This window comes from Janthinobacterium sp. 1_2014MBL_MicDiv (assembly GCF_001865675.1).
Classification (GTDB): Bacteria; Pseudomonadota; Gammaproteobacteria; order Burkholderiales; family Burkholderiaceae_D; genus Janthinobacterium.
In genome coordinates this window covers 5,570,279-5,592,216 of record NZ_CP011319.1, presented here as the reverse complement: position 1 = coordinate 5,592,216, position 21,938 = coordinate 5,570,279, and the positions used below count along the sequence as shown (strand labels likewise).

General features: G+C 64.7%; 16 protein-coding genes. 12 read left to right on the top strand and 4 right to left on the bottom strand.

The genetic code is table 11. The features are described from left to right. Positions 1–8 precede the first annotated feature (8 nt). Together YQ44_RS24180 and YQ44_RS24175 are read left to right on the top strand one after the other, a co-directional pair. Positions 9–1,739, top strand: coding sequence for a tetratricopeptide repeat-containing response regulator (locus tag YQ44_RS24180; protein WP_071325554.1), 1,731 nt, complete (start codon positions 9–11; stop codon positions 1,737–1,739). 64 nt (positions 1,740–1,803) lie between these two features. Continuing rightward, positions 1,804–2,019, top strand: coding sequence for a hypothetical protein (locus YQ44_RS24175; RefSeq protein ID WP_010394693.1), 216 nt, complete (start codon positions 1,804–1,806; stop codon positions 2,017–2,019). 28 nt (positions 2,020–2,047) lie between these two features. Here YQ44_RS24175 and YQ44_RS24170 read toward each other — a convergent pair whose 3' ends face one another. Beyond that, positions 2,048–2,776 (bottom strand): PhaM family polyhydroxyalkanoate granule multifunctional regulatory protein, encoded by a 729-nt coding sequence (locus YQ44_RS24170; RefSeq protein WP_071325553.1) that lies wholly within the window; start codon positions 2,774–2,776, stop codon positions 2,048–2,050. 148 nt (positions 2,777–2,924) lie between these two features. Between YQ44_RS24170 and YQ44_RS24165 the strand changes: the two genes are divergently transcribed. The 7 genes from YQ44_RS24165 (at position 2,925) to YQ44_RS24135 (ending at position 11,822) form a co-directional block, all read left to right on the top strand. Then, the gene (locus YQ44_RS24165) at positions 2,925–4,052 is read left to right on the top strand and encodes a DUF3108 domain-containing protein (RefSeq protein WP_083412026.1); all 1,128 of its coding nucleotides are present in this window, start codon (positions 2,925–2,927) and stop codon (positions 4,050–4,052) included. Beyond that, positions 4,049–4,813, top strand: coding sequence for a DUF3108 domain-containing protein (locus YQ44_RS24160; protein WP_071325552.1), 765 nt, complete (start codon positions 4,049–4,051; stop codon positions 4,811–4,813). Before YQ44_RS24165 ends, YQ44_RS24160 begins: the two co-directional genes overlap by 4 nt. Before the next feature lie 224 nt (positions 4,814–5,037). Next, entirely contained in the window at positions 5,038–6,408 is a 1,371-nt protein-coding gene (locus YQ44_RS24155) for a hypothetical protein (protein WP_156894969.1), read from the top strand. Continuing rightward, a complete protein-coding gene (locus tag YQ44_RS24150; protein WP_071325550.1) occupies positions 6,401–7,150 on the top strand; it encodes a hypothetical protein in 750 nt (249 codons plus the stop codon). The genes YQ44_RS24155 and YQ44_RS24150 overlap by 8 nt, the downstream gene beginning before the upstream one ends. Before the next feature lie 8 nt (positions 7,151–7,158). Then, positions 7,159–9,990, top strand: a complete 2,832-nt coding sequence (locus YQ44_RS24145) for an ATP-binding protein (RefSeq protein WP_071325549.1) — start codon at positions 7,159–7,161, stop codon at positions 9,988–9,990. Continuing rightward, on the top strand, positions 9,990–11,009 hold the full coding sequence (locus YQ44_RS24140; protein WP_071325548.1) for a DUF4424 family protein: 1,020 nt from the start codon (positions 9,990–9,992) through the stop codon (positions 11,007–11,009). Before YQ44_RS24145 ends, YQ44_RS24140 begins: the two co-directional genes overlap by 1 nt. A gap of 12 nt (positions 11,010–11,021) precedes the next feature. Further along, positions 11,022–11,822 (top strand): hypothetical protein, encoded by an 801-nt coding sequence (locus YQ44_RS24135; RefSeq protein ID WP_071325547.1) that lies wholly within the window; start codon positions 11,022–11,024, stop codon positions 11,820–11,822. A 1-nt stretch (position 11,823) separates the two neighbouring features. Here the strand turns inward: YQ44_RS24135 and YQ44_RS24130 are convergent, their stop codons facing one another. Continuing rightward, on the bottom strand, positions 11,824–12,342 hold the full coding sequence (locus YQ44_RS24130; protein WP_071325546.1) for a hypothetical protein: 519 nt from the start codon (positions 12,340–12,342) through the stop codon (positions 11,824–11,826). A 187-nt stretch (positions 12,343–12,529) separates the two neighbouring features. On the opposite strand from YQ44_RS24130, the gene YQ44_RS24125 reads away from it, so the two are divergent. The 3 genes from YQ44_RS24125 to YQ44_RS24120 all read left to right on the top strand — a co-directional run bounded on the left by YQ44_RS24125 (position 12,530) and on the right by YQ44_RS24120 (position 15,520). Continuing rightward, a complete protein-coding gene (locus YQ44_RS24125; protein ID WP_071325545.1) occupies positions 12,530–15,034 on the top strand; it encodes an alpha/beta hydrolase family protein in 2,505 nt (834 codons plus the stop codon). A 63-nt stretch (positions 15,035–15,097) separates the two neighbouring features. Next, a complete protein-coding gene (locus YQ44_RS29395; protein WP_198043807.1) occupies positions 15,098–15,256 on the top strand; it encodes a hypothetical protein in 159 nt (52 codons plus the stop codon). 24 nt (positions 15,257–15,280) lie between these two features. Further along, entirely contained in the window at positions 15,281–15,520 is a 240-nt protein-coding gene (locus YQ44_RS24120; RefSeq protein WP_071325544.1) for a hypothetical protein, read from the top strand. 75 nt (positions 15,521–15,595) lie between these two features. Here YQ44_RS24120 and YQ44_RS24115 read toward each other — a convergent pair whose 3' ends face one another. Together YQ44_RS24115 and YQ44_RS24110 are read right to left on the bottom strand one after the other, a co-directional pair. Beyond that, entirely contained in the window at positions 15,596–20,026 is a 4,431-nt protein-coding gene (locus YQ44_RS24115; RefSeq protein ID WP_071325543.1) for a translocation/assembly module TamB domain-containing protein, read from the bottom strand. Then, positions 20,026–21,921: an autotransporter assembly complex protein TamA gene (locus YQ44_RS24110; protein ID WP_071325542.1), complete on the bottom strand. Its 1,896-nt coding sequence runs from the start codon at positions 21,919–21,921 to the stop codon at positions 20,026–20,028. Before YQ44_RS24110 ends, YQ44_RS24115 begins: the two co-directional genes overlap by 1 nt. Positions 21,922–21,938 lie beyond the last annotated feature (17 nt).

Genomic DNA, 21,938 nt, shown 5'->3' with positions numbered 1-21,938 from the left:
AGGACGCCATGACGACAGACAGCCACGCCACCGCCGCCGAAGCGGGCAGCACCGACTGGGCCGACAAGCATTATCTGCTGGTCGACGACTTCATCGGCATCCGCATCCTGCTGCGCGAATCGCTGCGCAATCTGGGCGCGCGCCATATCGACCAGGCGGCCAGCGGCGGCGAAGCCATGAAACTGCTGGCCAAGACGCGCTACGACGTGGTGCTGTGCGATTACAACCTCGGCGAAGGCAAGAACGGCCAGCAGGTGCTGGAAGAGACGCGCGTGCGCAACCTGACGGCGCCATCGAGCGTGTGGCTGATGGTGTCGGCCGAGAAAAGCGTGGAATCGGTGATGGGCGCGGCCGAACACCAGCCCGACGCCTACCTGATCAAGCCCATCACGGAAGGCGTGCTGCTGACGCGCCTGAACCGCGTCTGGCACAAGAAGCAGGTATTCCGCGAAATCGACCAGGCGTGCATGGAAAAGGATTATCTGCGCGCGGCCAAATTGTGCGATGCGCAGATCGAGGTCAACAAGCTGCACGAGCTGGAACTGCTGCGCATGAAGGCCTCCCTGCTGCTGAAAAGCGGCGAACCGGAAAAAGCCCGCGCCGTGTATGAAAAAGTGCTGGCCGACCGCGATTACAGCTGGGCCAGGGCGGGACTGGGCAAGATTCGCATGAATAACGGCGAACACGAGGCGGCGCGGCAGATCTTCCAGGGCGTGATCGTTGAAAACAAGTACTACATCGACGCCTACGACCAGATGGCCGTCGCCTACCAGCTGATGGGCCAGCACGAGGAAGCGTGCGGCGTGCTGGAAAAAGCGGCGCGCCTGTCGCCCAACTCCGTGCCGCGCCAGCGCAACCTGGGACTGGCGGCGCTAAAAATCGGCAATGTCGGCATGGCGGAAAAGGCCTTCCGCAAGTGCATTTCCATCGGCGAGTTTTCCGTCATGAAGACGCCGGATGCCTACCTGGGCCTGGCGCGCGTATGCGGCCTCAAAAAGGATGCCAAGGAGGCGCTGCAGTGGCTGCTGCTGGCGCAGCGCGAATTTTCTCCCGAGCAGATCGGCTTGCGCGCCAAGATCACGGAAGGCATGGTGCACCACGAAACGGGCGATTACCGGCGCGCGCGCAAGTGCGGCGACGAGCTCGAAGCCATGCTGGCCGAGGATCCGGCGCGGCCCGAGAAAAGCATCTGCATGGAGCTGGCGACCCTGCTGTTCGCCGTCGGCGTCAAGGACGCGCCGGCCGGCCTGCTGTGCTACGTGGTGAAAAACAACCACGACAACCAGGTGGTGCAGGACGAGGTGCAGAAAATCTTCGACAAGGCGAAGATGGGTGACGAAGGCACGAGCATGATCATCGCGTCGCGCAAGGAAGCGTCGGACTTGATGAACAAGGGCGTGTTGCTGTGGAAGACGGACAAGCTCAACGAAGCGGTCAGCTGGATGCGCGCGGCGCGCGAAAAACTGCCGAACAATCTGCGCATCCTGTTCAATTCGGCGCAAATCATCGTCTCTTTCCTGCAGCAGCGCGGCTACCAGGCGGAGCTGGCGGCCGAGGCCATGGAGGTGTTGTTGTATGTAGACAAAATTGCACCAGGACAGCAGCGTTTCGCGCAATTGATGGAGCAACTGGTGCAGCTGACGCCGCCGCCCGCGCCGGAAGCGGAACTCGTGGCCCTGGAAAAAGCGCCGCCGGCAGCCGAAAATCCCGGAAAATCCGTGCGCGAGCGCGCCGGATGATAAACTAGGGGCCAGCGTGGGCTTGCCCGTGCTTGAGTTGCTTTACAACAATAAGGAAGAAACTATGCGTGATGTGGTCAATGAAGTGTACAAAAAAATGAAAGTCGGCAGCATTGCCTGGGTACGCCCGGTCGCCGCCAAGGGAGACACGCTGGAAACATTCCAGTCTTCGTACGAGCACGCCAAGGCGCTGGCGGACGAAGGCCTGATCACGATCGGTGACGTAAAACGCCAGGCCGACAATATGATCGAGGCGATCCGCATTCATCGTATCGCCTGATCATATCGCTGCTTGAGGTCTTGAAGCGCTAGGACTTGCCTGGCGCTTTGGCCTTGGGCGCCGCGCGTTTCGCCGGCGCCTTGCGTGGCGCCGCCTTGGCCTTGGCTACCGCGCCGGTCTCGGCAGGCTTGGCCGGCTTGCCCGCTGCCGGCCTGGCCTTGGCCGCGCTGCCTGCACTGGCCGCCGCACTGGCCGTATCGGGCGACATTGCCGTCGATACCGCCTGTTTGAACTGATCTTGTAACAAATTCCACCAAGCACTCGGATTGGCCAGCTGGGCTGCCGCATGGGCATTCGCCTCGCTGGGCGCGCTGGCCGCTGGTGCGGGCGCCGGCTCAGGCGCTGGTGCGGGGGCCGGTGCGGGCGCTTTCGGCGCCGCCGCTGCGGGCGTCGGCTGCTGGAAAAATGCGGACGCGTACGGCACGGATTCGAACAGCGAGGTGTCGCTGGCGCCAGGCTGGGTGATGGCGGCGGCCAGCGAGGCGCCCATCGACTTCAGGGTGGCGATGGTGCCGCGCTGCACTTCCAGCGCCTGAATACTGCCGCGCAGCATGCTGGTGTTCAGGTTTAGCCAGGCTTCGACGGCTTTCAAGTCGTTGATTTTCTTGTCCAGCTCTTCCACCGACATGGTCGGTGCCGTGATGCCAGGCACGCCCATGCCAGGCACGCTCATGCTGCCCCACAGGTTTTTGACGAAGTCGAGCGTATCGGTCACAACTGCTGCGCCCGGAATCTGGGGCATTTGCGGGTTTGCCATGCGAAATCTCCTGTTGGATGGATAGTCCTAGCGTAGCAGATATCAGCTTGCAACTGACGCAAAGTCGCCAACATTTTCTTACATAAAACATCAGGAGTTGAGCACGGGCAAGGGGCAGTGGCGGGGCGAAAGCGTTACACTACGGCTTATGATGCCAGCTTCCTTCTTCTCACCGCCGCGCCGCCGCACCGTCGTCTTTGTTGCGATCATCGGCGCACTGCATTACGTGGCGCTGGAGTGGCTCACGTCGCATGCCGGCACGGTGCCTGCGGGACAGGACAAGGCGCATGTGGTCAGCATGGCATTGATTGCCGAAGCGCCCAAGCCCTTGCCGGTGACGCCGCCGCCACCGCCGACACCCAAGCCCGTGCCCAAGCCGCGGCCGCCACCGCCGCCGCCGCCGACCGAGTTGCCGTCGAGCGAGACGGCCCAGCTGACGGCGCCGCCCAGCGACGTGCCGGAAGTCCCCGCCGCGCCCGCTCCCGCGGCGGCAGGCGCGCCGGCCATCACGGCGCCCGCGCCAGCCGAAGCGGCGCCGCCGGCGCCGGCCGCCGCGCCGCCGCCTGCGGTAGAGCAGGCGCGGCGTTACAAGGCGAATGCGCCGGCGTCGGCCCAGTTCGACCTGCACGTGGACCGGCGCGATGCCGATGGCACCAAATGGCAGGGCGTCGCATCCATGGCGTGGCAAAACCACGGCGACAGCTACCAGTTGAAGCTGGAAGTGGGCTTGAGCATGTTGATCACGCGCATCAACCTGCTGGTCTTGACGAGCGAAGGCATGATCGATGCCAGCGGCGTCGTGCCCGTCACGGCCACGGAAAAACGCAAGGGCCGCGCGCAGACGGCCACGCATTTCAACCGCGATGCCAAGACCATCACGTTCTCGGCCAGCACGGTCACGGCGCCGTGGCAGGAGGGCGTGCAGGACAAGGCCACCGTGCCATTCCAGCTGGCCGCCATCGGCCGCGCCGACGTCAACCAGCTGGTGGGCAATATCGACATTCTCGTCGGCGAAGAAAAGGAAGCGACCGTGTTCCGCTTCCAGCTGGTGGGCGAGGAAGAGCTCGACACGAAGATGGGGCGCCTGGTGACCTGGCATCTGCGCCGGCCGCCGAAACCCGGCACCTATTCGTCGCAACTCGATATCTGGCTGGCGCCGTCCATGCAATGGTATCCGGTACAAATACGCAATACTGAAGCGAACGGGGCGCTGACCACGCAAACCGTGACCAAGATCAGCGTCAACGCAGCACCGACATCACAGGAAAATAAATGAATTCTTTGAGCACCTTGAAACATGTACTGGCCGCCGGCTTGCTGGCCGCCACCCTGTCTCCCGCCATGGCGGCGGACGAGCCCGTGGAGCATCCCGTCATCAAGCGCCCGTACAAGCTGGCGCCATCGGCAGACCTCGTCTATTCCATCAAGGCCCGGCAGCGCGGCATTTCGCTGGCCGGCGAGTCCGTCAGCAACTGGCGCGCGGGCGACGGCAAGTATTCGCTGCTGGCCGAAACCAAGGCTGCCCTGTTTGGCAAGATCTTCGAGCAGCGCAGCGAAGGCACGGTCGACGATTACGGCCTGGCGCCCGCGCAGTTCGTGGAAAAACGCTTCCGCAAGGAGGCGGCCACGACCACGTTCAAGCGCGACAGCAAGACCATCGTCTTCAGCGAAGGCGATGACAGTTATCCGCTGAAAGGCGGCGAGCAGGACCGCAACAGCACTGTCTGGCAACTGGCCAGCGTGGCGCGCGCCGCGCCCGAGAAATTCGTCGCCGGCTCGGAATGGACGTTCTTCGTCGCCGGCCGCCGCGACGCCGAACCGTGGACTTTCAAGGTCGTCAAGGAAGACAAGGTGGCTACGGGCCTGGGCGAAGTTGCCGCCATTCACCTGGTCAAGGCGCCGCCGTCGAACAAGCAGGGCCAGCAGGTGGACCTGTGGCTGGCGCCGTCGCTGGAATGGTATCCCGTGAAGGTGACATTTGCCGATGAAGACGGCGATTATGTCGAGCAGACTTTGCAGAAGATCATTAAAAAGTAAGCGTTCACTGTTGTTGCGGGGGCTGATCTGCCGGATCGCCCCCGCCATCTGGCAGGCGCCGCGTGCGCTGGTGCCGCCTGCGTGTTGCGCCCTGTCCGCAGTGCCCCCCGCCACGTGTCGAATTGCATGTCAGAACTGATATACTGACGCCCCCGCCCCGCAGCGCCGCGTTAGCCCGCAGCGCCGCCCGCTGAACACTCATCCGGAATAGAATGATTGATATAATGGCAAGTGCAGCCGTGGCTACGGATGCAAATCAGACAGAGCAAGAGCATCACGATTCCTTGCAGGCGCATTTCCAGCCCAATATTTCGGCCGACGAGATCGAGCAGGTATTCCATTTGAAGCGGGCGCAACCCTTGCTGCAAGTGTTTACGGCCCTGTTCCACGGCGGTTTCGATGGCGTGCTGGTGCGCCTGCTCGTGTTGCGCGAGCTGGCCGCCGATGCGGCCACGTCCGCCTACACGCGCGCCGACATCAATACCCGGCTCGCTTATCTGTTGCCGGAAAGCCTGGAAACGGTCTTGCTGCGCCTGCGTTCGAACCAGCTGCTGGCCTGGGATGCGCAGCAGGGCGTGTACCGCGTCACGCCGATGGCGCGCAACGTGCTGTCGGCCATCGACAGCCTGCTGGGCCTGGGCCAGACGGAAGACGAAGCCGAGATGGGCTTTTTGCTGTCGCAGGTGGCGGGCGCGCAAGCCGTGGGCGGCGTGTCGGTGGAGCAACTGCAACATCTGCTGGGGCGCCTGGTGGACTTGACGGAGGAATTCTCCGACGCCATCGCCTCCGGTTCCGAATTCCGTTTGCGCACGGCGCAGGCGAAGTGGAACATGGCCTGCGACTGGGTGGAAAAAGGCTCGGAAATCCTCGTGGCGATTACCTCCGATGAAAACGCGGACAGCGCCACGCACAAGGCGGCGCAGGCGATCGGCCGCGCGCAGAGCAAGTTGCTGAACATGCAAGGCATGTTTTCGCGCGCGCTGAACCAGATCGAGCGCCAGAGGGTGCACCTGGGCCAGTCGGGCCTGTCGACGACCGACATCAAGCGCTGGCTGCTGCTGCATGAGGACCTGGCCAGCCTGGCCGAGGGCGCCATCGACCAGCCCGTCGTGCCCCTGTTCGCCACGCCGGCCGAGATGATCGACGTGGCCGAAACGGAGCTGCTGTCCGAACGGGCGGCGGGCGTCATCAACACGGGCCTGCCCAGCGGCGAGGACGCGCCCACCACCATCAGCGACGGACCCGCCATGCAGCTTGAACTCGACGATTTGCTGGACCGCCTGTCGAACTTCGCCAGCCTGGGCAATTTCCCCAGCATCGGCGAAGAGGGGCCGAAGAGCGTGCCCGTGCAGGATTCCCTGCTGCCGGCCAGCTTTGCCGTTGCCTCGTACCGCGCCTCCATGCTGCCGCTGCTCGGTGATGTTTCCGAAGCAAGCCTGCAGGGTTCGACGGCCGAACTGGCCCGTTTGCCGATCACCTTTACACCGACCGACGAGATGGTCCAACTGACCGACCCCCACGTGGCGGCCATGTCGATCGCCTCGCTTTCACTGAATGTTTCACTTGATTTAGATAGCGGCACCGCCGATGAATGACGATTCCCAAATCCTGATTGCGCGCCTGCTCACGCATCAAACCCTGCGCCGCGACGACAAGCTGGTCAAGCGCGTGCTGTCGGACGAACTGTTCCGCGCCGAGATCGATGCGCGACTGCTGGCCTGCGGCCTGAAATTGCTCGACAACGTGTATGCCGACCATGTCACGCTGGCCCTGACGCGCACCATCGAGCCGAAGATCTTCGGCGCGCGCGACGTGTGGCAAAACAATAATTTCGGCCTGGCGCGCGATGGCGTGGCCTTGCTGGTGGTGCTGTGGGCGCAGATCATCCTGCCCAAGCGCGAACGCCAGGAAACGCACCAGCACGCCGATGATGACCAGAATGACATGTTCGGCACGGAAAAGCCGCTGCCGCGCGCGGAAGACGCGTCGATCGGCATTTCCTACAAGGCGCTGCTGTCGGACTTCGGCGACAAGCTGGGCAAGAAGACGCGCATGGACATGAACCTGGGCACGCTGGCCAAGCTGGGCTTCATCGAGCGGCGCGGCGACTTTATCCTCGAAGGCCCGCTGCTGGACCTGATGATGGACACGGACGTCTTGAAGGAGCGCATCATCAACGGCGCCCTGGCCGACGTGTTCAAGCGGGCGCCAGCGCGCCTGGTCGTCGTGGGCGGCGATGCGCTGGCGGACGCCGAGCTCGACGCCGACGTGGACGCCGATGTGTCCACCGACATCACCGACGCGGGTGATACGCCGTCGTCCGACCTCCCTCACTGAAAGCGGCCATGTTTCATATCAAATCACTTGAACTGGTGCACTGGGATTACTGGCAGCGCATCAAGAATATTCCGCTCGACGCGAAGATCATCACCATCGCAGGGCAGAACGGCTCGGGCAAGACCACCTTGCTCGACGCCTTGCGCACCCTGTTCGGCCTCGACTGTTCGATGGGGCGCACGTACAAGCATTATGCGCGCCACTCGGGCCAGCAGACGGCCTGGCTGCGCGCCGTGGTCGACAACAAGAACGTGGGCAAGCAGCTGTCGAACCGGCCGTTCCGCAGTTCCGGCTTCTTCAGCGACGATGAAGTGACCCTGTTTTGCCAGATCCAGAAGAACGGCGGCGACTGGAAGCGCCAGTATCTGATGCGTCCGGGCAATGTGCAGATCGAGGACATCACGGACGCCAATGACTGGCTGGGGGTGGAAAACTACCGCAAGCGCCTGGCCAATGCGGGCCTGTCGCCGGCCATGTCGAAGGTGCTGGCGCTGGAGCAGGGCGAGACGGACAAGCTGTGCGAATACGCGCCGCGCCAGCTGCTCGACCTCGTGTTCCAGGTGTTCGGCGACAAGGAAGTGCTGGACGCCTACGATGAAGCCAAGCGCCACCAGCGCGACACGGAAGTGGAGCTGAAACGCTTCGAAACGGAACTCGAGGCGTCGAAGACCAACCTGGAAGGCTTGCGCCTGCGCGTGGCCAATTACCATCAGTGGGAAGGCTTGCACAAGGAACGCCGCAACCTGCTCGAGGAAGTGCTGCCCAGCCTGCAGTACCACGAGGCGCGCGAAAAGGCGGCCGCGGCCAGCCGGCAATTGCGCGATGCGCGCAAACCGATGGCACAGGCGGACCAGCAGCTGACCGATAAACGCAATGCGCTGGCGGCGCAGGCGAAGGCGCTGTCCGACGCGCAGATGAATGAAACCTTGCTGGAGCAGGAGTCGATCGGCTTGCAGAGCCGTTTGTCCCTGATCAACGCGAAACTGAAACCGCTGGACAGCCTGCTGGAACAGAAGGAGCGTTTGCACAAGCTGGCGGCCGATTCGGGCAGCGACATCGCCGAAGTGGCGGCCCAGCTGGAACAGAAGGAAGCGGATCTGCTGCGCCAGCGCCAGCAGCGCGACGCCCTGTCGGCGCGCATCGCGGGCGAACAGGCAACCATTGCCGCGCTGCAAGGCAAGACGGCCATGCCGGAGCCGGACAATGTGCGCGGCATGCGCCGCGCGCTGCGCGATGCGGGGATTTCCCACGCCATGCTGTCGGACATCGTCGAAGTGACGGACAGCCGCTGGCAGGGCGCCGTCGAAGGCGTGCTGGGCGGCTATGCCTCCGTGGTCTTGCTGGACAAGGCCAAGGATGCGGCCGCCGCCTATCGCCTGGCCGAGAAGGAACGCTACCGCCACTTCATCGTGCCCGACCTGGTCACGGCACCGGTCGCGAAAGACGAAAGCCTGCTGGCCGTGGTGAAATTTTCCGCGCCCGTGCCAAGCTGGCTGATCGAGCAATTGTCGCGCATCTCCCGCGTCGATTCCGTCGAGGCCGGTTTCAAGCTGGGCAGCCACGAAGAGTGGATCACGCCCGAGGCGTATCACCGCGAACGCCGCGGCGGGCGCTCGCTGTTCGTCGAAGCGTCGCGCTACCGCTTCGGCCAGGCTGGCCGCAGCGGCCGCCTGGAAGCACTGCTGCGCTCGCTACCAGGCCTGGAAGGCCAGGAAGATACGCTGACCCTGGCGATCTCGAAACTGGCGGCCGAAGTGGGCGCCTTGAAAGCGCGCATCGCCGGCGTCGATGCGGCCAAGGAGCTCAGCGCGCGCCAGGAAGAGTTCGCCGAAGCGCTGCGCAATTCGAAGCCGTTGAAGGACGAGCGCCTGGAAGTGGGCGGACGCCTGGGCGAGTTGGGCAATCTGACGAAGAACGCCACCGTGGCGCGCACGCGCGCCGATACCGTGTGGCAAAACGCGCGCCTGGCGCTGTCGGAAGCGGAAGCCGGTTCACGCCTCGGCTACAAGAAACAGATCGAGCAGCGCGCCGAACATGCGCGCGCCTTGCTGGCCTTGCGCCACGCCTGGCGCCACCTGCCGAAAAGCTGGCGCCGGCCCGCGCGCCGCGCGGCCCTCGTGGCCGAGCACCAGAATGCGCACCAGGTCGACTTGCGCGTGGCCAGCCTGCAAAGCAGCCTGGCGCGCGACGACTGGGAACTCGACGCCACCGTCATCGACCAGCACCACCGCCTGTCGGACCAGCTGCATGGCCGCCAGTCGGAAACGGACGAGCGCCGCTACCAGAACAACCGCGCCATCGAAGCGACGGGCAATGCCCGTGGCGCCTACATGGAACGCTTGCGCTACACCATCAAGACCTACAGCAAGAACATCAAGGAGCTGGGCGAACTGGCCGGCATCGAAGTGCATGCCGACCCCGTGCGCCTGGAAAACGACGACGTGCAGCTGTCGCAGGCGGGCTTGCACGTGCGCTTCAAGTTCGACGGCAAGGGCGTCATCGGCATGAACGATGGCGAAGCGTCGGGCGGCCAGCAGGTGATGAAATCGCTGGTGCTGCTGATTGGCCTGCTGAAATCGGAAGATGGTTCCGGCGGCTTCGTCTTCATCGACGAACCGTTTGCCCACCTCGATATCCGCAACATCCAGCTGGTCGGCGAGTTCCTGAAAAACACGGAAGCGCAATACCTGATGACGACGCCGTTGACGCACAACACGGACGTCTACGACCCTTCGGAGCTCACTCTGATCACGAGCAAGAAGAAAAAGGATACGCAATGGGCGCAGCCGATTTTCGTGCTGCAGCGCCGGGTCGAGCCCGTGCCGGGCAAGGCGGCGTGATGCGCCGCTGGCTGCTTCCGGCCGCGCTGGCACTGGCATGCTCGGCGCCAGCCATGGCCAATGACGGCATCGGCTCGGTCAGTGCCGGCGGCATTATCGTCGGCAAGACCGACGCCGTGGCCATGAAAAAGGAAGTGCTGACTGTCAGCACGGACTTGATCAAGGTCGAGTACGAGTTTCTCAACGAATCGAAAAGCGATGTGGAAGAGACCATCATCTTCCCGCTGCCCGCCTACCAGGCCGGCTACCACCAGTCGCCCACGTACTATGGCCAGCCGCGGCAGTTCTCGATCGAGGTCGACGGCAGGCGCAAGGATTACCAGACCGTGCTGGTCGCCAAGCTCGACGGCCTTGACGTGACGGCGCGCCTGGCGCAGCTGGGCCTGTCGGATGCACAAGTCGCTTATTTCCCGTCGTTCAGCCCGTTCGAAAAAGAGGTGGCGCCCTTGAATGCCGCGCAGAAAAAGGCCATGATCGCCGACGGCTTGCTGGCCAAGCTGTCCGAAGACGAAGCATGGGTGCCGGCCTGGTCCGTGACGGTGGTCTACCAATGGCGGCAGAAATTTCCTGCTGGCAAAACGGTGCGCGTGCGCCATCAGTATGCCCCCTTCGTGGCGGCCGGCCCTGGTGCCTCCTACTTGGGGGAAGGCAAGGAATTTGAACAAAAATATTGCGGCGACAAGGCCTTTTACGCGAGCTGGAACCGGCTGGCGAAAAAGCAGGGCGAGAGCGGTTTCGTCAATGCCAAGTGGGTCTCGTACATCTTGAAGACCGGCAACACCTGGAAGAACGGCATCGAAGACTTTACCTTGAACCTGGTCAAGGGCAAGCCGGATGAGCTGATCAGCCTGTGCTTCCCCGGCACCTTCACCAAGATCAATCCCACCACCTTGCAAGTCAAGCTGCGCAACTTCCGCCCGCAGCAGGATCTGAACGTCTACTTCGGCAATGTCGAGGATGGCAGCGAGAATACGGGCGAGGCGCCTGCGCTGCGTGCCAATTACTTGTTAATGCAATAGAAAGACCGTACCTTGCCCACTACTGTTCTCCACCGCCGTCTGCGTATCCTGTGCCTGGGCGCGCTGCTTGCCGCGCCCGCCGCCTGGGCCGACAGTTATACCGATTTCCAGCAAGCCAGCGCGCGCCTGCAAGCCATGATGGCCGCGTCCACCGTGCAAAGCGGCTTGCCGCGCCTGCGCGACCCTGCCGTGGCGCAGCTGTTTGCCCACGTCGCCGACGGTCCGCGCCTGTTCCAGGCGCCCGTTAGCGCGCTGCACGACATGAACCAGAGCGTGGCCCTGTGCGAGCGGGCAACCAACCTGGGCAAGGCCTATTACGCGTTTGGCCTTGAGCGGCCGCTGCCGCTGTCCGGCGCCGAGCTGCAGCAGGCGCGCAAGGACCAGGTGACGCAGAACCTGGCCGAGTATGGCGATGAAATGAGCACCATGTTCGCCTTTGGCGTGCATTGCCATGCGCACCTGATCGGCTTGATGGCGCAGGAGTTCAGCGGCCAGCCGGTGCAGGAGGTGAGCGGGACCGAGCGCCTGCGCGCCCGCGCGTTCAGCAAGGGATCGGCCACCGCTTACACGGGCGTGGTGCAGTTCGTGCTGGCGCCATTCTGGAGCGTGGCGCAAAAGAAAAGGATGCTGGAAGCGGCCGCGCAGCACGCGGCTGTGCATGTGGGACTGATGCCGCCGCCGCTGCGCGAGCGCTTGCTGGCCAGCCTGGACGGGGTGGACCAGGAGCTCGATCCTGCGCTGGCGCCGTCGCTGGCGACGATACGCCAGGCGCTGGCCGTGACCAGCTGTGACGGCTTGTGCCAGTACTACTGAGTCATTCCGCGGCTTGCAAGGGCTTGTTGCGCTGGCGCCAGCGCACCAGGCCCCACGCGTACACGGCGTAGTAGCCGATGACGAGGCCATAGGCGGCCATGGTCAGCGGGCTCTGGCCGAACGGCGGCGGCGGCACGGGCACGTCGAGGCGCGTGTTCAGGTAGATTTCCATGCCGCGGTACAGCAGACGGGCGATGAACAGCATCGTGATGGCCAGGCCCAGATAGCGGTGCTGGGTGAAGAAGAAGTCCTTGCCGACGTGCTCGAAGCGCGTCAGCTTCAAGCCCAGCACACCGAGCCAGCCGCCGGCCAGCGCCGCCGCGCCCAGGCTGGACAGGGGCAAGAGCTCGAATTTCGTCGTCGTCGCCAGGAACAGCAGCAGCGCGGGGAAGGCGATTGCCACCGTCCAGTGACGCCACAGCTGCGATTTCTGGCGCGCCACCAGTTTCTTCAGGCGCGAATAGATGCGCCAGACCAGCAGCGGGACCAGGAGCAGCAGGGCGAGGGTGGTGGTTTCCATGTATGCATTCGGGGCGGAGAAAACAGCGATTGTAAGCCAGATGGGGGCGAAGGCGAAGCGGGGCGGCAGGCAAAAGTTGCTTATTGACATTTACATGGCATGAAAGCACTATGCCCTGTCATGCCGTGCCGCCACGAGCGGCACGCTGCGCTCAGTCACTGTTTCTTATCCACGTCCCTGGAGTGTCATGTCTACTCGTTTCCCCCTGCTGCCCATCACTGTCGGCTTGATGGCCTCGTCCTCGCTGGCCATGGCACAAGATGGCGCTTATCAACAGCCGCCGGCGCCCCTGCAAGCCATCGTCGATGCGCCGCGCGCACCGACCCTGAACCTGAGCCCGAAACGCAACCTGGCCGCCGTGCTAGCGACGCCATCCTTGCCCAGCATCAGCGAAGTGGCGCAGCCGGAACTGAAGCTGGCAGGCTTGCGCATCAACCCGCGCACGTATTCGGCCAGCCGTTTCAGTTTTCACACGGGCCTGGGCTTGCTCGATATCGATACGCAAAAGGAGATCAAGGTCAGCGGCTTGCCCGCATCGCCGCGCATCGCCGACCTGGCCTGGTCGCCCGACCAGCGCTACCTGGCGTTCAGCCACATCGTTTATGCCGATGCCGCCAAGGGCGTGAAGGAATCGGGCGTGGAACTGTGGCTGCTCGACGTGCAGACCAAAGCGGCGCGCAAGCTGGCCAGCTCCCCCCTGTCGACCGTGTATGGCCGCGGCTTTTCCTGGATGCCGGACAGTAAGACGCTGCTGGTGCAGCTGAAACCGGCCAAGCTGGGGGCGGCGCCCGTGCCGAACGGTATCCCGACGGGCCCGTCCATCCAGGACAGCCTGCCCGGCGGTGCCGTCAAGCAGCTGCGCACCTATCCCGACCTGCTGAAGAACGAGCAGGACGCCCAGCTGTTCGAACACTACACCACCGTGCAGCTGGCTTTGCTCGATGTGGCGGGCAAGCAGCGCCTGGTGGGGCAGCCCGGCCAGTTTTCGCGCGTCTCGGCTTCGCCCGATGGCAAGCACCTGCTGACGACCAGCATCGTGCGGCCGTATTCCTACATCGTGCCGGCGCGCGACTTCGGCCACACGATCGAGGTGCGCGACCTGGCGGGCAAGGCGCTGCACGTGCTGGCGCGCAAGCCGCTGGAGGAGGGCTTGCCACCCGGTAATGACGCCGTCTCCGCCGGCGTGCGCGACGTCAGCTGGCGGGTCGATGCACCCGCCACCCTGGTATGGGCCGAAGCGCAGGATGGCGGCGACCCGGCCGGCGCGCTGGAGATCCGCGACATCGTCTACACGCAGGCGGCGCCGTTCACGGCCAAGCCGGCCGTGCTGGCCAGGCTGGGTTCGCGCTATGCGGGCGTGGCCTGGGGCCGCGGCGACCTGGCCCTGCTCAGCGAAGCGTGGTACAAGACGCGCGCCGTCAAGCAATGGCGCATCAATCCGGACCAGCCGTCCGCGACGGCGGGTACGCCCGGCGACCTCGTGTACGCGGGTTCGTTCGAAGACCGCTATAACGATCCGGGCCAGCCCGTCATGCGCGCCGACGCGGCCGGCCTGCCGCGCCTGCTGATCTCCGTTGATAACGCGATCCTGCTCGACGGCGCCGGTGCTTCCACCGAAGGCGACCGTCCCTTCATCGACCGCCTGAACCTGGCGACGAAGAAAAAGGAACGCCTGTTCCAGAGCGCCGCGCCCTACTATGAAAACGTGGTGGCCGTGCTGGACGAGGACGGCAGCCGCCTGCTGTCGACGCGCGAATCGCCGACCGAGCAGCCGAACTACTATGTGCGCAACCTCAAGCAGGGCGCAGCACCGCTGACGCCGCTCACGCACTTCCCCCATCCGCTGCCGCAATTGAAGGAGGTGCAGAAAGAGCTGATCCGCTACAAGCGCGCCGACGGCGTGGACTTGACGGCCACCCTGATGCTGCCGCCGAACTACGATGCCAAACGCGACGGCCCGCTGCCCACGCTGATGTGGGCGTATCCGCAGGAATTCAAGACGGCCAGCGCCGCCAGCCAGACCAAGGGCTCGCCGTATAAATTCAATGCCGTCAGCTACTGGGGCCCGGCCGCCTTCCTGTCCATGGGTTATGCCGTGCTGGACAATCCATCGTTCCCTATCGTCGGCAATGGCGAGCAGGAGCCGAATGACACCTACCTGCCGCAGCTGGTGGCCGACGCCGAGGCAGCCGTCGAGGAAGTGGTGCGCCGTGGCGTTGCCGACCGTAACCGTATCGCCATCGGCGGCCATTCGTATGGCGCGTTCATGACGGGCAACCTGCTTGCGCATACGCGCCTGTTCCGTGCCGGCATCGCCCGCAGCGGCGCCTACAACCGCACCCTGACGCCGTTCGGCTTCCAGTCGGAAGAGCGCTCGTTCTGGCAGGCGCCGGCCGTCTACCAGGCCATGTCGCCATTTAACTATGCCGACAAGATCAAGGATGCGCTGCTGATGATCCATGGCGAGCAGGACAACAATTCGGGCACCTTCCCCATCCAGAGCGAGCGCATGTTCCAGGCCGTCAAGGGATTGGGCGGCACGGCGCGCCTGGTGATGCTGCCGAATGAAAGCCACGCCTACCGCGCGCGCGAATCGATCATGCAGATGCTGTACGAAAGCAACAACTGGCTGGAGAAATATGTGAAGAACGCCCAGCCGGTGGCCGCCGACGTCAAGCCGGCAGGCAAATAGGGACAGGCGGCGCGCATCTCGTGGTATGGTCTTCCTTTGTCCTTATCCGCAGGGAGGCCAGCCATGTCAGCGTTTGCCATTGATGCCCACCGCGCGCCCGATCCGGCGCCTGTCGATGAACCGATGCCGGCGCCGGAGCCGCAGCAGGCGCCCGGGCACCAGCCTGGGCCCGTGCACCCGGTGCCGCAGGATGATCCCGTGCCGCACCCCCACCCCAGTTAATCTCGTCAAGAAAGGCTGTTTTAGATGGCAATTGTCAAGGAAGTCTACACACGCAAGGTCAGCGGCGAATCGTTTGACTACGAACTCGATTACACGCCCGGCACGGACGTGGCATGGATTGCGCGCGTGTACCACGATGGCGTGCTGAAAGGCTCGCCGCACGGCGCGCTGACGGCCAACGTGCTGTCCGGCCCGGCGCTGGAACAATACCTGCGCGCCTATGTCGAAGGCATGATCGAACGCGGCCTCGACGTGGCCGAGTAAGCCGTTTGCGGCAGATCAAGGAAAAGGGCGCCGAGGCGCCCTTTGTTGTTGCTGGTTCGGGGTCAGACCCCTGATTTAATCAAATGCCCAGGTATACAACACGTCCAGCGCATTGTTCGTGCCGGTCTGGAACTGCAAGGTGATGCGGCGGTTCAGCTTGTAACGCAGCTTGACCAGGCTCGTCGCCGTGCTCGTGCCTTGCTCGAACGTCAGGTAGGCGCGCGACGACAGGCGCTTGCCGACGGTGACGACCGTGCTTTCCAGCCCTTGCGCCTGCGACAGGCCCACCTCGTCGAGTCCCAGCGAACTGGCCAGCTTGCCCTGCAAGCCGCCGCCGGAGCCGCCGAACAGGGCGCCCGCGGCCGTCGTCAGCAGGGCCATCTCATCGCCGGCCGCCGTTTCCGCGCCATGGCCGAGGATCAGCCAGGCCAGCTTGTCGCTGTCCGAGACGCTCGGCGTGGAGACCAGCTTGGCCGTCGGCGCCTGCGCCGTGCCGCGCACTTCCACGCCCGCTTCCACATTCGTTTCCGACAGCGCTTCGCCTTCGGGACGCTTGCGCACGGCCAGGATGTTCAGGGCCGGATTGTCGTAGGCGCCCGTGAAGTTGATCAATCCCCGCTCGATGGACAGTTTTTGGCCGTATGCCGCGTACTGGCCGCTGGCGACGCGGATGCTGCCCGTCACGCGCGGCGCGGCGCGGTTGATGACTCTGGCGCGTACATTGCCGGCCAGGTCGGCGTCGAGGCCCATGCCGCGCAGGTGGAAGGCATTGCCCAGGTCGAATTCGAGGTCGATATTCAGGGGCAGCGACGGCGCTTCCTTGCTGCCCTTGACCTCCTTGCCCAGCACCACCACGTCGCTGCTTTGCGTGGGCGTGTCTTGCGGCGCCAGTTCGATCAGCGCGCGGTTGGCCTTGAACTTGCCCTCGAAGCTGAAGCGCTTGTCGTTACGCACGAGGGTACTGTTGCCCGACAATACGAGCGTGCGGTCGGGGCGCGACAGCGCCTGCAGGCGGTCGGCCATCAATTTCAGTTCCAGGCTCGCTTCGCCATTCGCAAAGCGTACCCAGCCGTCAGCCTGCACCTTGCCGTCGCCGCCGTCAAAGCTCAGGCGCTGCAATTGCAATTGATCGCCCGCCAGTTTGGCTTGCAGCACGCCATTGCGCAGCTTCAAGCCCTGGTCGGCCCAGTTCACCAGCAGCTTGCTGCCGTTGATGTCGCCATTTAATTGCGGCGCGCCGATGCTGCCGCTGCCGGACAGGGCGACCTTCAAGGCGCCGCCCAGTTCCAGGCCGGGTTGCCCCGTCAGCGGCGCCAGCCAGGCCAGCGAATCGATGCTGGTGGTGCCCGTCAGGGAGAGGGCGCTGTCGTTGCTGATGCGCCCGCCCAGCATTTGCACGGTGGCGTTGATGTCGCTCTGGCCCGCGCGCGCGCCGTCCAGTTTCACGGCCAGGCGCAGTTGCTGGTTCGCTACATCCACCCGCGCATCGAGGGTACGCAATCCCAGCGCCAGCGGCTGTTCCACGCCCACCGTCACGTCGCCTTTTTCGCGGTAGACGTGCAGCATGCCGGCCAGTGACGGCTCTTTCTGCTTCGCTGTCGGCACCTGCATGTCGAGCGACCATTGCGCGCCCAGGGTCAGGTCGCTGCGCGCATTGGCTTGCAGCGACGGGATCACTTGCGCCAGATAGGTCAGCGCCACGCCGGCCGCCTGGCCGGCACTGGTCCAGCGCGGGCCGTTCTTGGCCAGGCTTTGCATGGTGATGCTACCTGCCGGCAACTTGATGACGGTGTTGCCCACGCTGATCTGCTCGGGCTGGCCCAGGCCCGCCACGCCGCTGCCGGCCGGACCGGCCACTTTCACGGGCACGGGCGCCTGCAGCACGAGCGCATAGCGGCCCTTGTTTTGCAGGCTGTCGATGCTGCCGATCCAGCTGGCGCCGCTCTGACTGCCCTTGATTTGCACGCTGGCATCGAAATCGTCGTTGCGCGCCGTCAGGCTCACGGTATGGCTGCCGCGCGTGCCCGTGGTGCCCAGGCGGGCGTTGGCCAGCTTGAAGGTGGGCGTGCTGTAGCCCGTGATTTCCAGCTCGCTGACCATGGGGTCGAGCGCGCCCTGGCCGGCGCCCACGCTGGCGCTGCCTTTCACGGCCTTCAATTGCTGGTCGCCAAAGAAGGTCAGATCCTTGCCATCGAGCGTCAGTTGCGCGGCGGGCGCCTCCAGCTTGCCCGAGACGGCGCCGGCCGCATGCAGCACGCCGGCAAAGCGCGGGCCCAGGGTCGACAGTTGCGGCGCATCGAGTTTCCACGCCAGCTTGTCGGTGGCGCCGCCCAGCGCGCCTTTCGCTTGCAGGCTGTTCGGGCCCAGGCGCAGTTCCGTATCGACGCTGTCGATGCGTTTCGCATTCGCCGACAGCTTGGCGTAGCCGGCCAGCGGGGCGTTTTGCAGCGTCGATTCGCGCAAGCCCAGGTTCAGGGCCACTTGCCAGTCGCTCGTCAGGCGGCCGCTGCCGGTGAAATCCGCATTGACATTACCACTGGGCAAGTCCGCACCGAAGGCGGCCGGGTTGATCTTTTGCAAGGAACCCGTCACTTTCAATTCCGCTTCTTTCTTGGGCCCCGTCAAGCCCACTTCGCCGCTGGCGTGGATGGCGCTGTCTGGCGCGGGACGCTTGCCGCTGGCCAGGCCCAATCCTTTTGCATCGGCAACAAAGCTCGTGCGCGGCTGCTGCAGGGTGCCTTGCACGACGCCGCTGGCCAGCACGCTGCCCAGCAAGTCGGCCTGTACGGCGGAGAGCTGGCGCGCATCGACATTCCAGTTGAGTTTTTCGCCGGCGCCGCCAAAGTTGCCCTTGGCCGTCACGTTGTTCTTGCCCAGCGCCAACTGCACGTCGATGCCGCTGAAGTGGGCCGCGTCCGCCGTCAGCTTGCCCTTGCCCGACAAGGGCTGGTCGAGCAGTTTGCTGGGGCGTACGGTGAAGTCCGCATTGGCCAGCCATTGCGGCGCCACGTGGCCGTTGGCGCGCACGTCGAGGTTCAGGTCGGCCACGGGGAAGGCGCCGAAATCGGCCGGGTTCAAGCGGCTGGCCGTGGCGACAGCCTTGAATTCCTGTGCGTCTTTCAGGCTGATCTGGCCCGTCGCGTTGACGTTGCTCTTGCCTGCTTGCAAGGTGGCCTTGCGCAGCTGCACCAGCGAGTCGGCCAGCGTGGCCTCCACGTCCAGGCGCAGCTTGGCTTCGCCCAGCCTGGCGCGCAGGGTTTGCGTCTTGCCGTCGCTGTCGAGCACGATGTCGCCGACGATCTTCGTGCTGTTGATGCTGCTGTAGATATGCTGCAAGTCGATCTTGTCCGTGTGCAAGGTCAACTGTGCATTGCCGATGGGGGCGTCGGCGGCGTCGCGGTTGAGCTTGCCACTGCCCGTGAATTTGCCCGCGTTGCCGAAGTCGATGATGGCCGACTCCAGCGTGGTGGCCGTCAGGGTGCCGCCCAGGCGCGCCTCGAACTGGCGCAGCGGCAGCTTTTGCTGGTCGATGGGGCCCGGCGTGGCGTGGTTGAGGATGGCCAGCTTGCCCGACACCGTCTGCGCGTTAGGCCGCGTGTCGATGGCGGCATCGAGTTCCAGGCTCAGGTCCGCCTGTGGCAGGGTGGCGTCGAACTTGCCCGGATTGATGTTGCGGCCACGGATGCTGGCCGAGCGCAGAATGATGACGGGGTCGAACGGCGCCAGTGCCAGCTGGGCGTCGGCCGTGGCCGCTCCCGCGCTGCCCTTGGCCGTCACGTTCAGCACGTTCAAGTCGCCGCCCAGTTGCAGGGCCAGGGCGGCCGGCTTTTCGCCGGCGGCCGGATTGAGCTGCGTCAAGCTGGCCTTGCCGCTGAGCTTGAATGGCTGGGTGGCGGCGATCGTCGCGCTGGCCGCGGCCTGGCCGAACGGCGTCAGGGCCGTGGCGTTTTCCAGCTGCCATTGGGTCTTGTCGCCGGACAAGGTGAAATGTATCTTTTCAAACACCGTGTTGCCGCCCGCGCTGACGAGCGTCACCTTGTCCAGGCGTGCATCGCTGATGCCCACCTTGAACGGCGAGGCCAGGCTGGCGGGCATGGTCGACGGCTCGTCGGACGGCGCCGTGGTTTCCACGGACAGGCTGGCCACGTGCAGTTCGCTGATGGCGATGCCTTCCGAGAAGAACTGGAACGGCGACCAGTTGATGTCGATGTTGTCGGCCGTGATGTGCTGCGTCTTGCTGCGGTAGCTGACGTGGCCCAGGTGCATGCGGTTGTACAGCGAGCCGGACACGCCCGTGACGGCGATCTCGCCGCCGCTGGCGCTGGCCACCTTTTGCACCAGCATTTGCAGCGTCGATTCGCGGCCCAGGAACCAGAAGGCGGCGCCCAGCAGCACGGCCAGGCTGGCGACGGCGATCAGCAGGTAGCGCAGCCAGCGGCGCGGCTTTTTCGCCGGCGGCGGTGGCGGCGCGGCGCCGTTGGGGGACTCGGTAGTAATATCGGACATCAGAAAGTGAATCCCAGAGAGAAGTGCAAACGGTAGGCGTGGACGGCGTGGCCATACGCCACGTCGACATTGATGGGGCCGACGGGGCTGCGGTAGCGCCCGCCCAGGCCGTAGCCCGATTTCGGCGTCAGCGCCTTGACGGTATCGGCCGCGTTGCCGGCGTCGTAGAAGGCGGCGATGGCCCATTTCGGCTTGAACCAGTACTGGTATTCGGCGCTGGCGGTGGCCATGTAGCGCCCGCCGACGGTGGCGTCGCCTTCCTTCACGCCCAGTTCCTGGTAGGCATAGCCGCGCACCGACTGGTCGCCGCCGGCGCGGAACAGGTAGACGGCCGGCACGCCGCGCTTCTCTTTCGAGCCGAGCGCGCCCATTTCGCCGCGCAGTATGAGTTCGCCTTTTTCACCGAGCGGCCGGTAATACACGGCCTTGCCGGCCACGCGCACGAAGCGCTCGTCCGTCAGCACGGGCAGCAGCGCGCCGCCCACCTGCGCGTTGATGACATAGCCCTTGGTGGGGAACAGCAGGCTGTCGAGGCTGCGCTTGGTGATGGCATAGGTCAGCGGCAAGCTCTTGCTGCGCGTCTGTTCCAGGCCGACGACGGTCTTGTCTTCGCTGAGGAACTCGAACGTCAGGCTGCGCTCCAAGTTGGTGCCGCCCCAGTTGCGCTTGGCCGAGATGGTGGTGACGGCCGTGATTTCATTGGAAATGTCGCTGCGCTCGAACGAGGCGCCCGCGCTGTCGTTGTAGCCGCGCTCGGTGGTGGGGAAATAGAAGTTGGCGTGCGCCGCCTGTTTCTTCGTTTCCATCGTGATCGCGCTCTTGAAGCGCGTGCCGAACACATTCAGGTTGTCGTAGTTGAGCTGGGCGCGATTCCCCGTGTTCGTACTGAAACCGAGACCGGCGCTGACGTTTTGCTGCTTGTTTTCCGTCACGCGCACCACCAGCGGCAGTTGCGGCGCGGGGCCGCGGTTGGCCGGTTTTTCCACGGGCGCGGCGCCGGCCGCATCGGCTTGCTGGCTTTCCTGGCCCGCCTCGATCTGTTCGCTGAGAATGCTGCTCATGTCGGCGCTCACTTCCACGCTGGCAAAGTAGCCGGTGTCCTGCAGGCGCGCCTGGAACGATTGCAGCGCCGATTCGCTGTAGTACTCGCCGGGGCGGATCTTGTCGAGGTTGCGGATGATGCTTTCAGGATAGCGTTTCAAGCCTTCGATGCGCAGCTCGCCGAAGCGCAGCTCGGGGCCGCTGTCGAGCACCACCAGCAGCGACACCTTGTGCGTTTCCGGGTCGACCACGGCTTGCGTGTCGACCAGCTGGGCGCGCGGGTAGCGCGTCTGCACCACTTCGCGCAGCAGCGCGCGCTTGGCCGATTCCCAGTCCGACTGGCGAAACACGCTGCCCGTCTTCAGGGACCAGCTGCGCTTGAGCGCTTCCGTATCGTAGGGTTCGGAGGCGGCCAGCGGCGGCGTGGGATCGAAACCGCGCAATTCCAGCTCGACCTGGCCGACGGTCACCGCTTCGCCCGGCTCGACGTCGACGATGACGACGGGTTTGGCGCCCGTCGTGTCGACGCGCACGGTCACGACGGGCGTGTAATAGCCGGCCGTGGCGACGAGATTTTTAACTTGCTCAGGAGCATCGCGCACGAGACGTTGCAATTGCTCGCGGTCCATGCGCGGGTTGCCGCGGAAGCGTTCCAGGTCCAGGTTTTTTTCCAGCAACTCATCGAGATCGCCGGGCGCGTTGACCTTGACCTCGTATTGCAGCGGTGCCGGCGCCGCTTCCGTGGCGCTGGCGCTGTCTGCTGCGGCATCTGGCGTGGTTTCCTGCGCGCTGGCGTTGGCGAGCGGAAACAGCAGGATGGCACTGCCGGCGGCCGCCAGTGTCAGTTGACCCATTACTTTTGTCACTACTT

Coding starts and splice junctions, on each gene's coding strand:
- YQ44_RS24180 (WP_071325554.1), top strand. CDS start 9: ATGACGACAGACAGCCACGCCACCGCCGCCGAAGCGGGCAGCACCGAC.
- YQ44_RS24175 (WP_010394693.1), top strand. CDS start 1,804: ATGCGTGATGTGGTCAATGAAGTGTACAAAAAAATGAAAGTCGGCAGC.
- YQ44_RS24170 (WP_071325553.1), bottom strand. CDS start 2,776: ATGGCAAACCCGCAAATGCCCCAGATTCCGGGCGCAGCAGTTGTGACC.
- YQ44_RS24165 (WP_083412026.1), top strand. CDS start 2,925: ATGATGCCAGCTTCCTTCTTCTCACCGCCGCGCCGCCGCACCGTCGTC.
- YQ44_RS24160 (WP_071325552.1), top strand. CDS start 4,049: ATGAATTCTTTGAGCACCTTGAAACATGTACTGGCCGCCGGCTTGCTG.
- YQ44_RS24155 (WP_156894969.1), top strand. CDS start 5,038: ATGGCAAGTGCAGCCGTGGCTACGGATGCAAATCAGACAGAGCAAGAG.
- YQ44_RS24150 (WP_071325550.1), top strand. CDS start 6,401: ATGAATGACGATTCCCAAATCCTGATTGCGCGCCTGCTCACGCATCAA.
- YQ44_RS24145 (WP_071325549.1), top strand. CDS start 7,159: ATGTTTCATATCAAATCACTTGAACTGGTGCACTGGGATTACTGGCAG.
- YQ44_RS24140 (WP_071325548.1), top strand. CDS start 9,990: ATGCGCCGCTGGCTGCTTCCGGCCGCGCTGGCACTGGCATGCTCGGCG.
- YQ44_RS24130 (WP_071325546.1), bottom strand. CDS start 12,342: ATGGAAACCACCACCCTCGCCCTGCTGCTCCTGGTCCCGCTGCTGGTC.
- YQ44_RS24125 (WP_071325545.1), top strand. CDS start 12,530: ATGTCTACTCGTTTCCCCCTGCTGCCCATCACTGTCGGCTTGATGGCC.
- YQ44_RS29395 (WP_198043807.1), top strand. CDS start 15,098: ATGTCAGCGTTTGCCATTGATGCCCACCGCGCGCCCGATCCGGCGCCT.
- YQ44_RS24120 (WP_071325544.1), top strand. CDS start 15,281: ATGGCAATTGTCAAGGAAGTCTACACACGCAAGGTCAGCGGCGAATCG.
- YQ44_RS24115 (WP_071325543.1), bottom strand. CDS start 20,026: ATGTCCGATATTACTACCGAGTCCCCCAACGGCGCCGCGCCGCCACCG.
- YQ44_RS24110 (WP_071325542.1), bottom strand. CDS start 21,921: ATGGGTCAACTGACACTGGCGGCCGCCGGCAGTGCCATCCTGCTGTTT.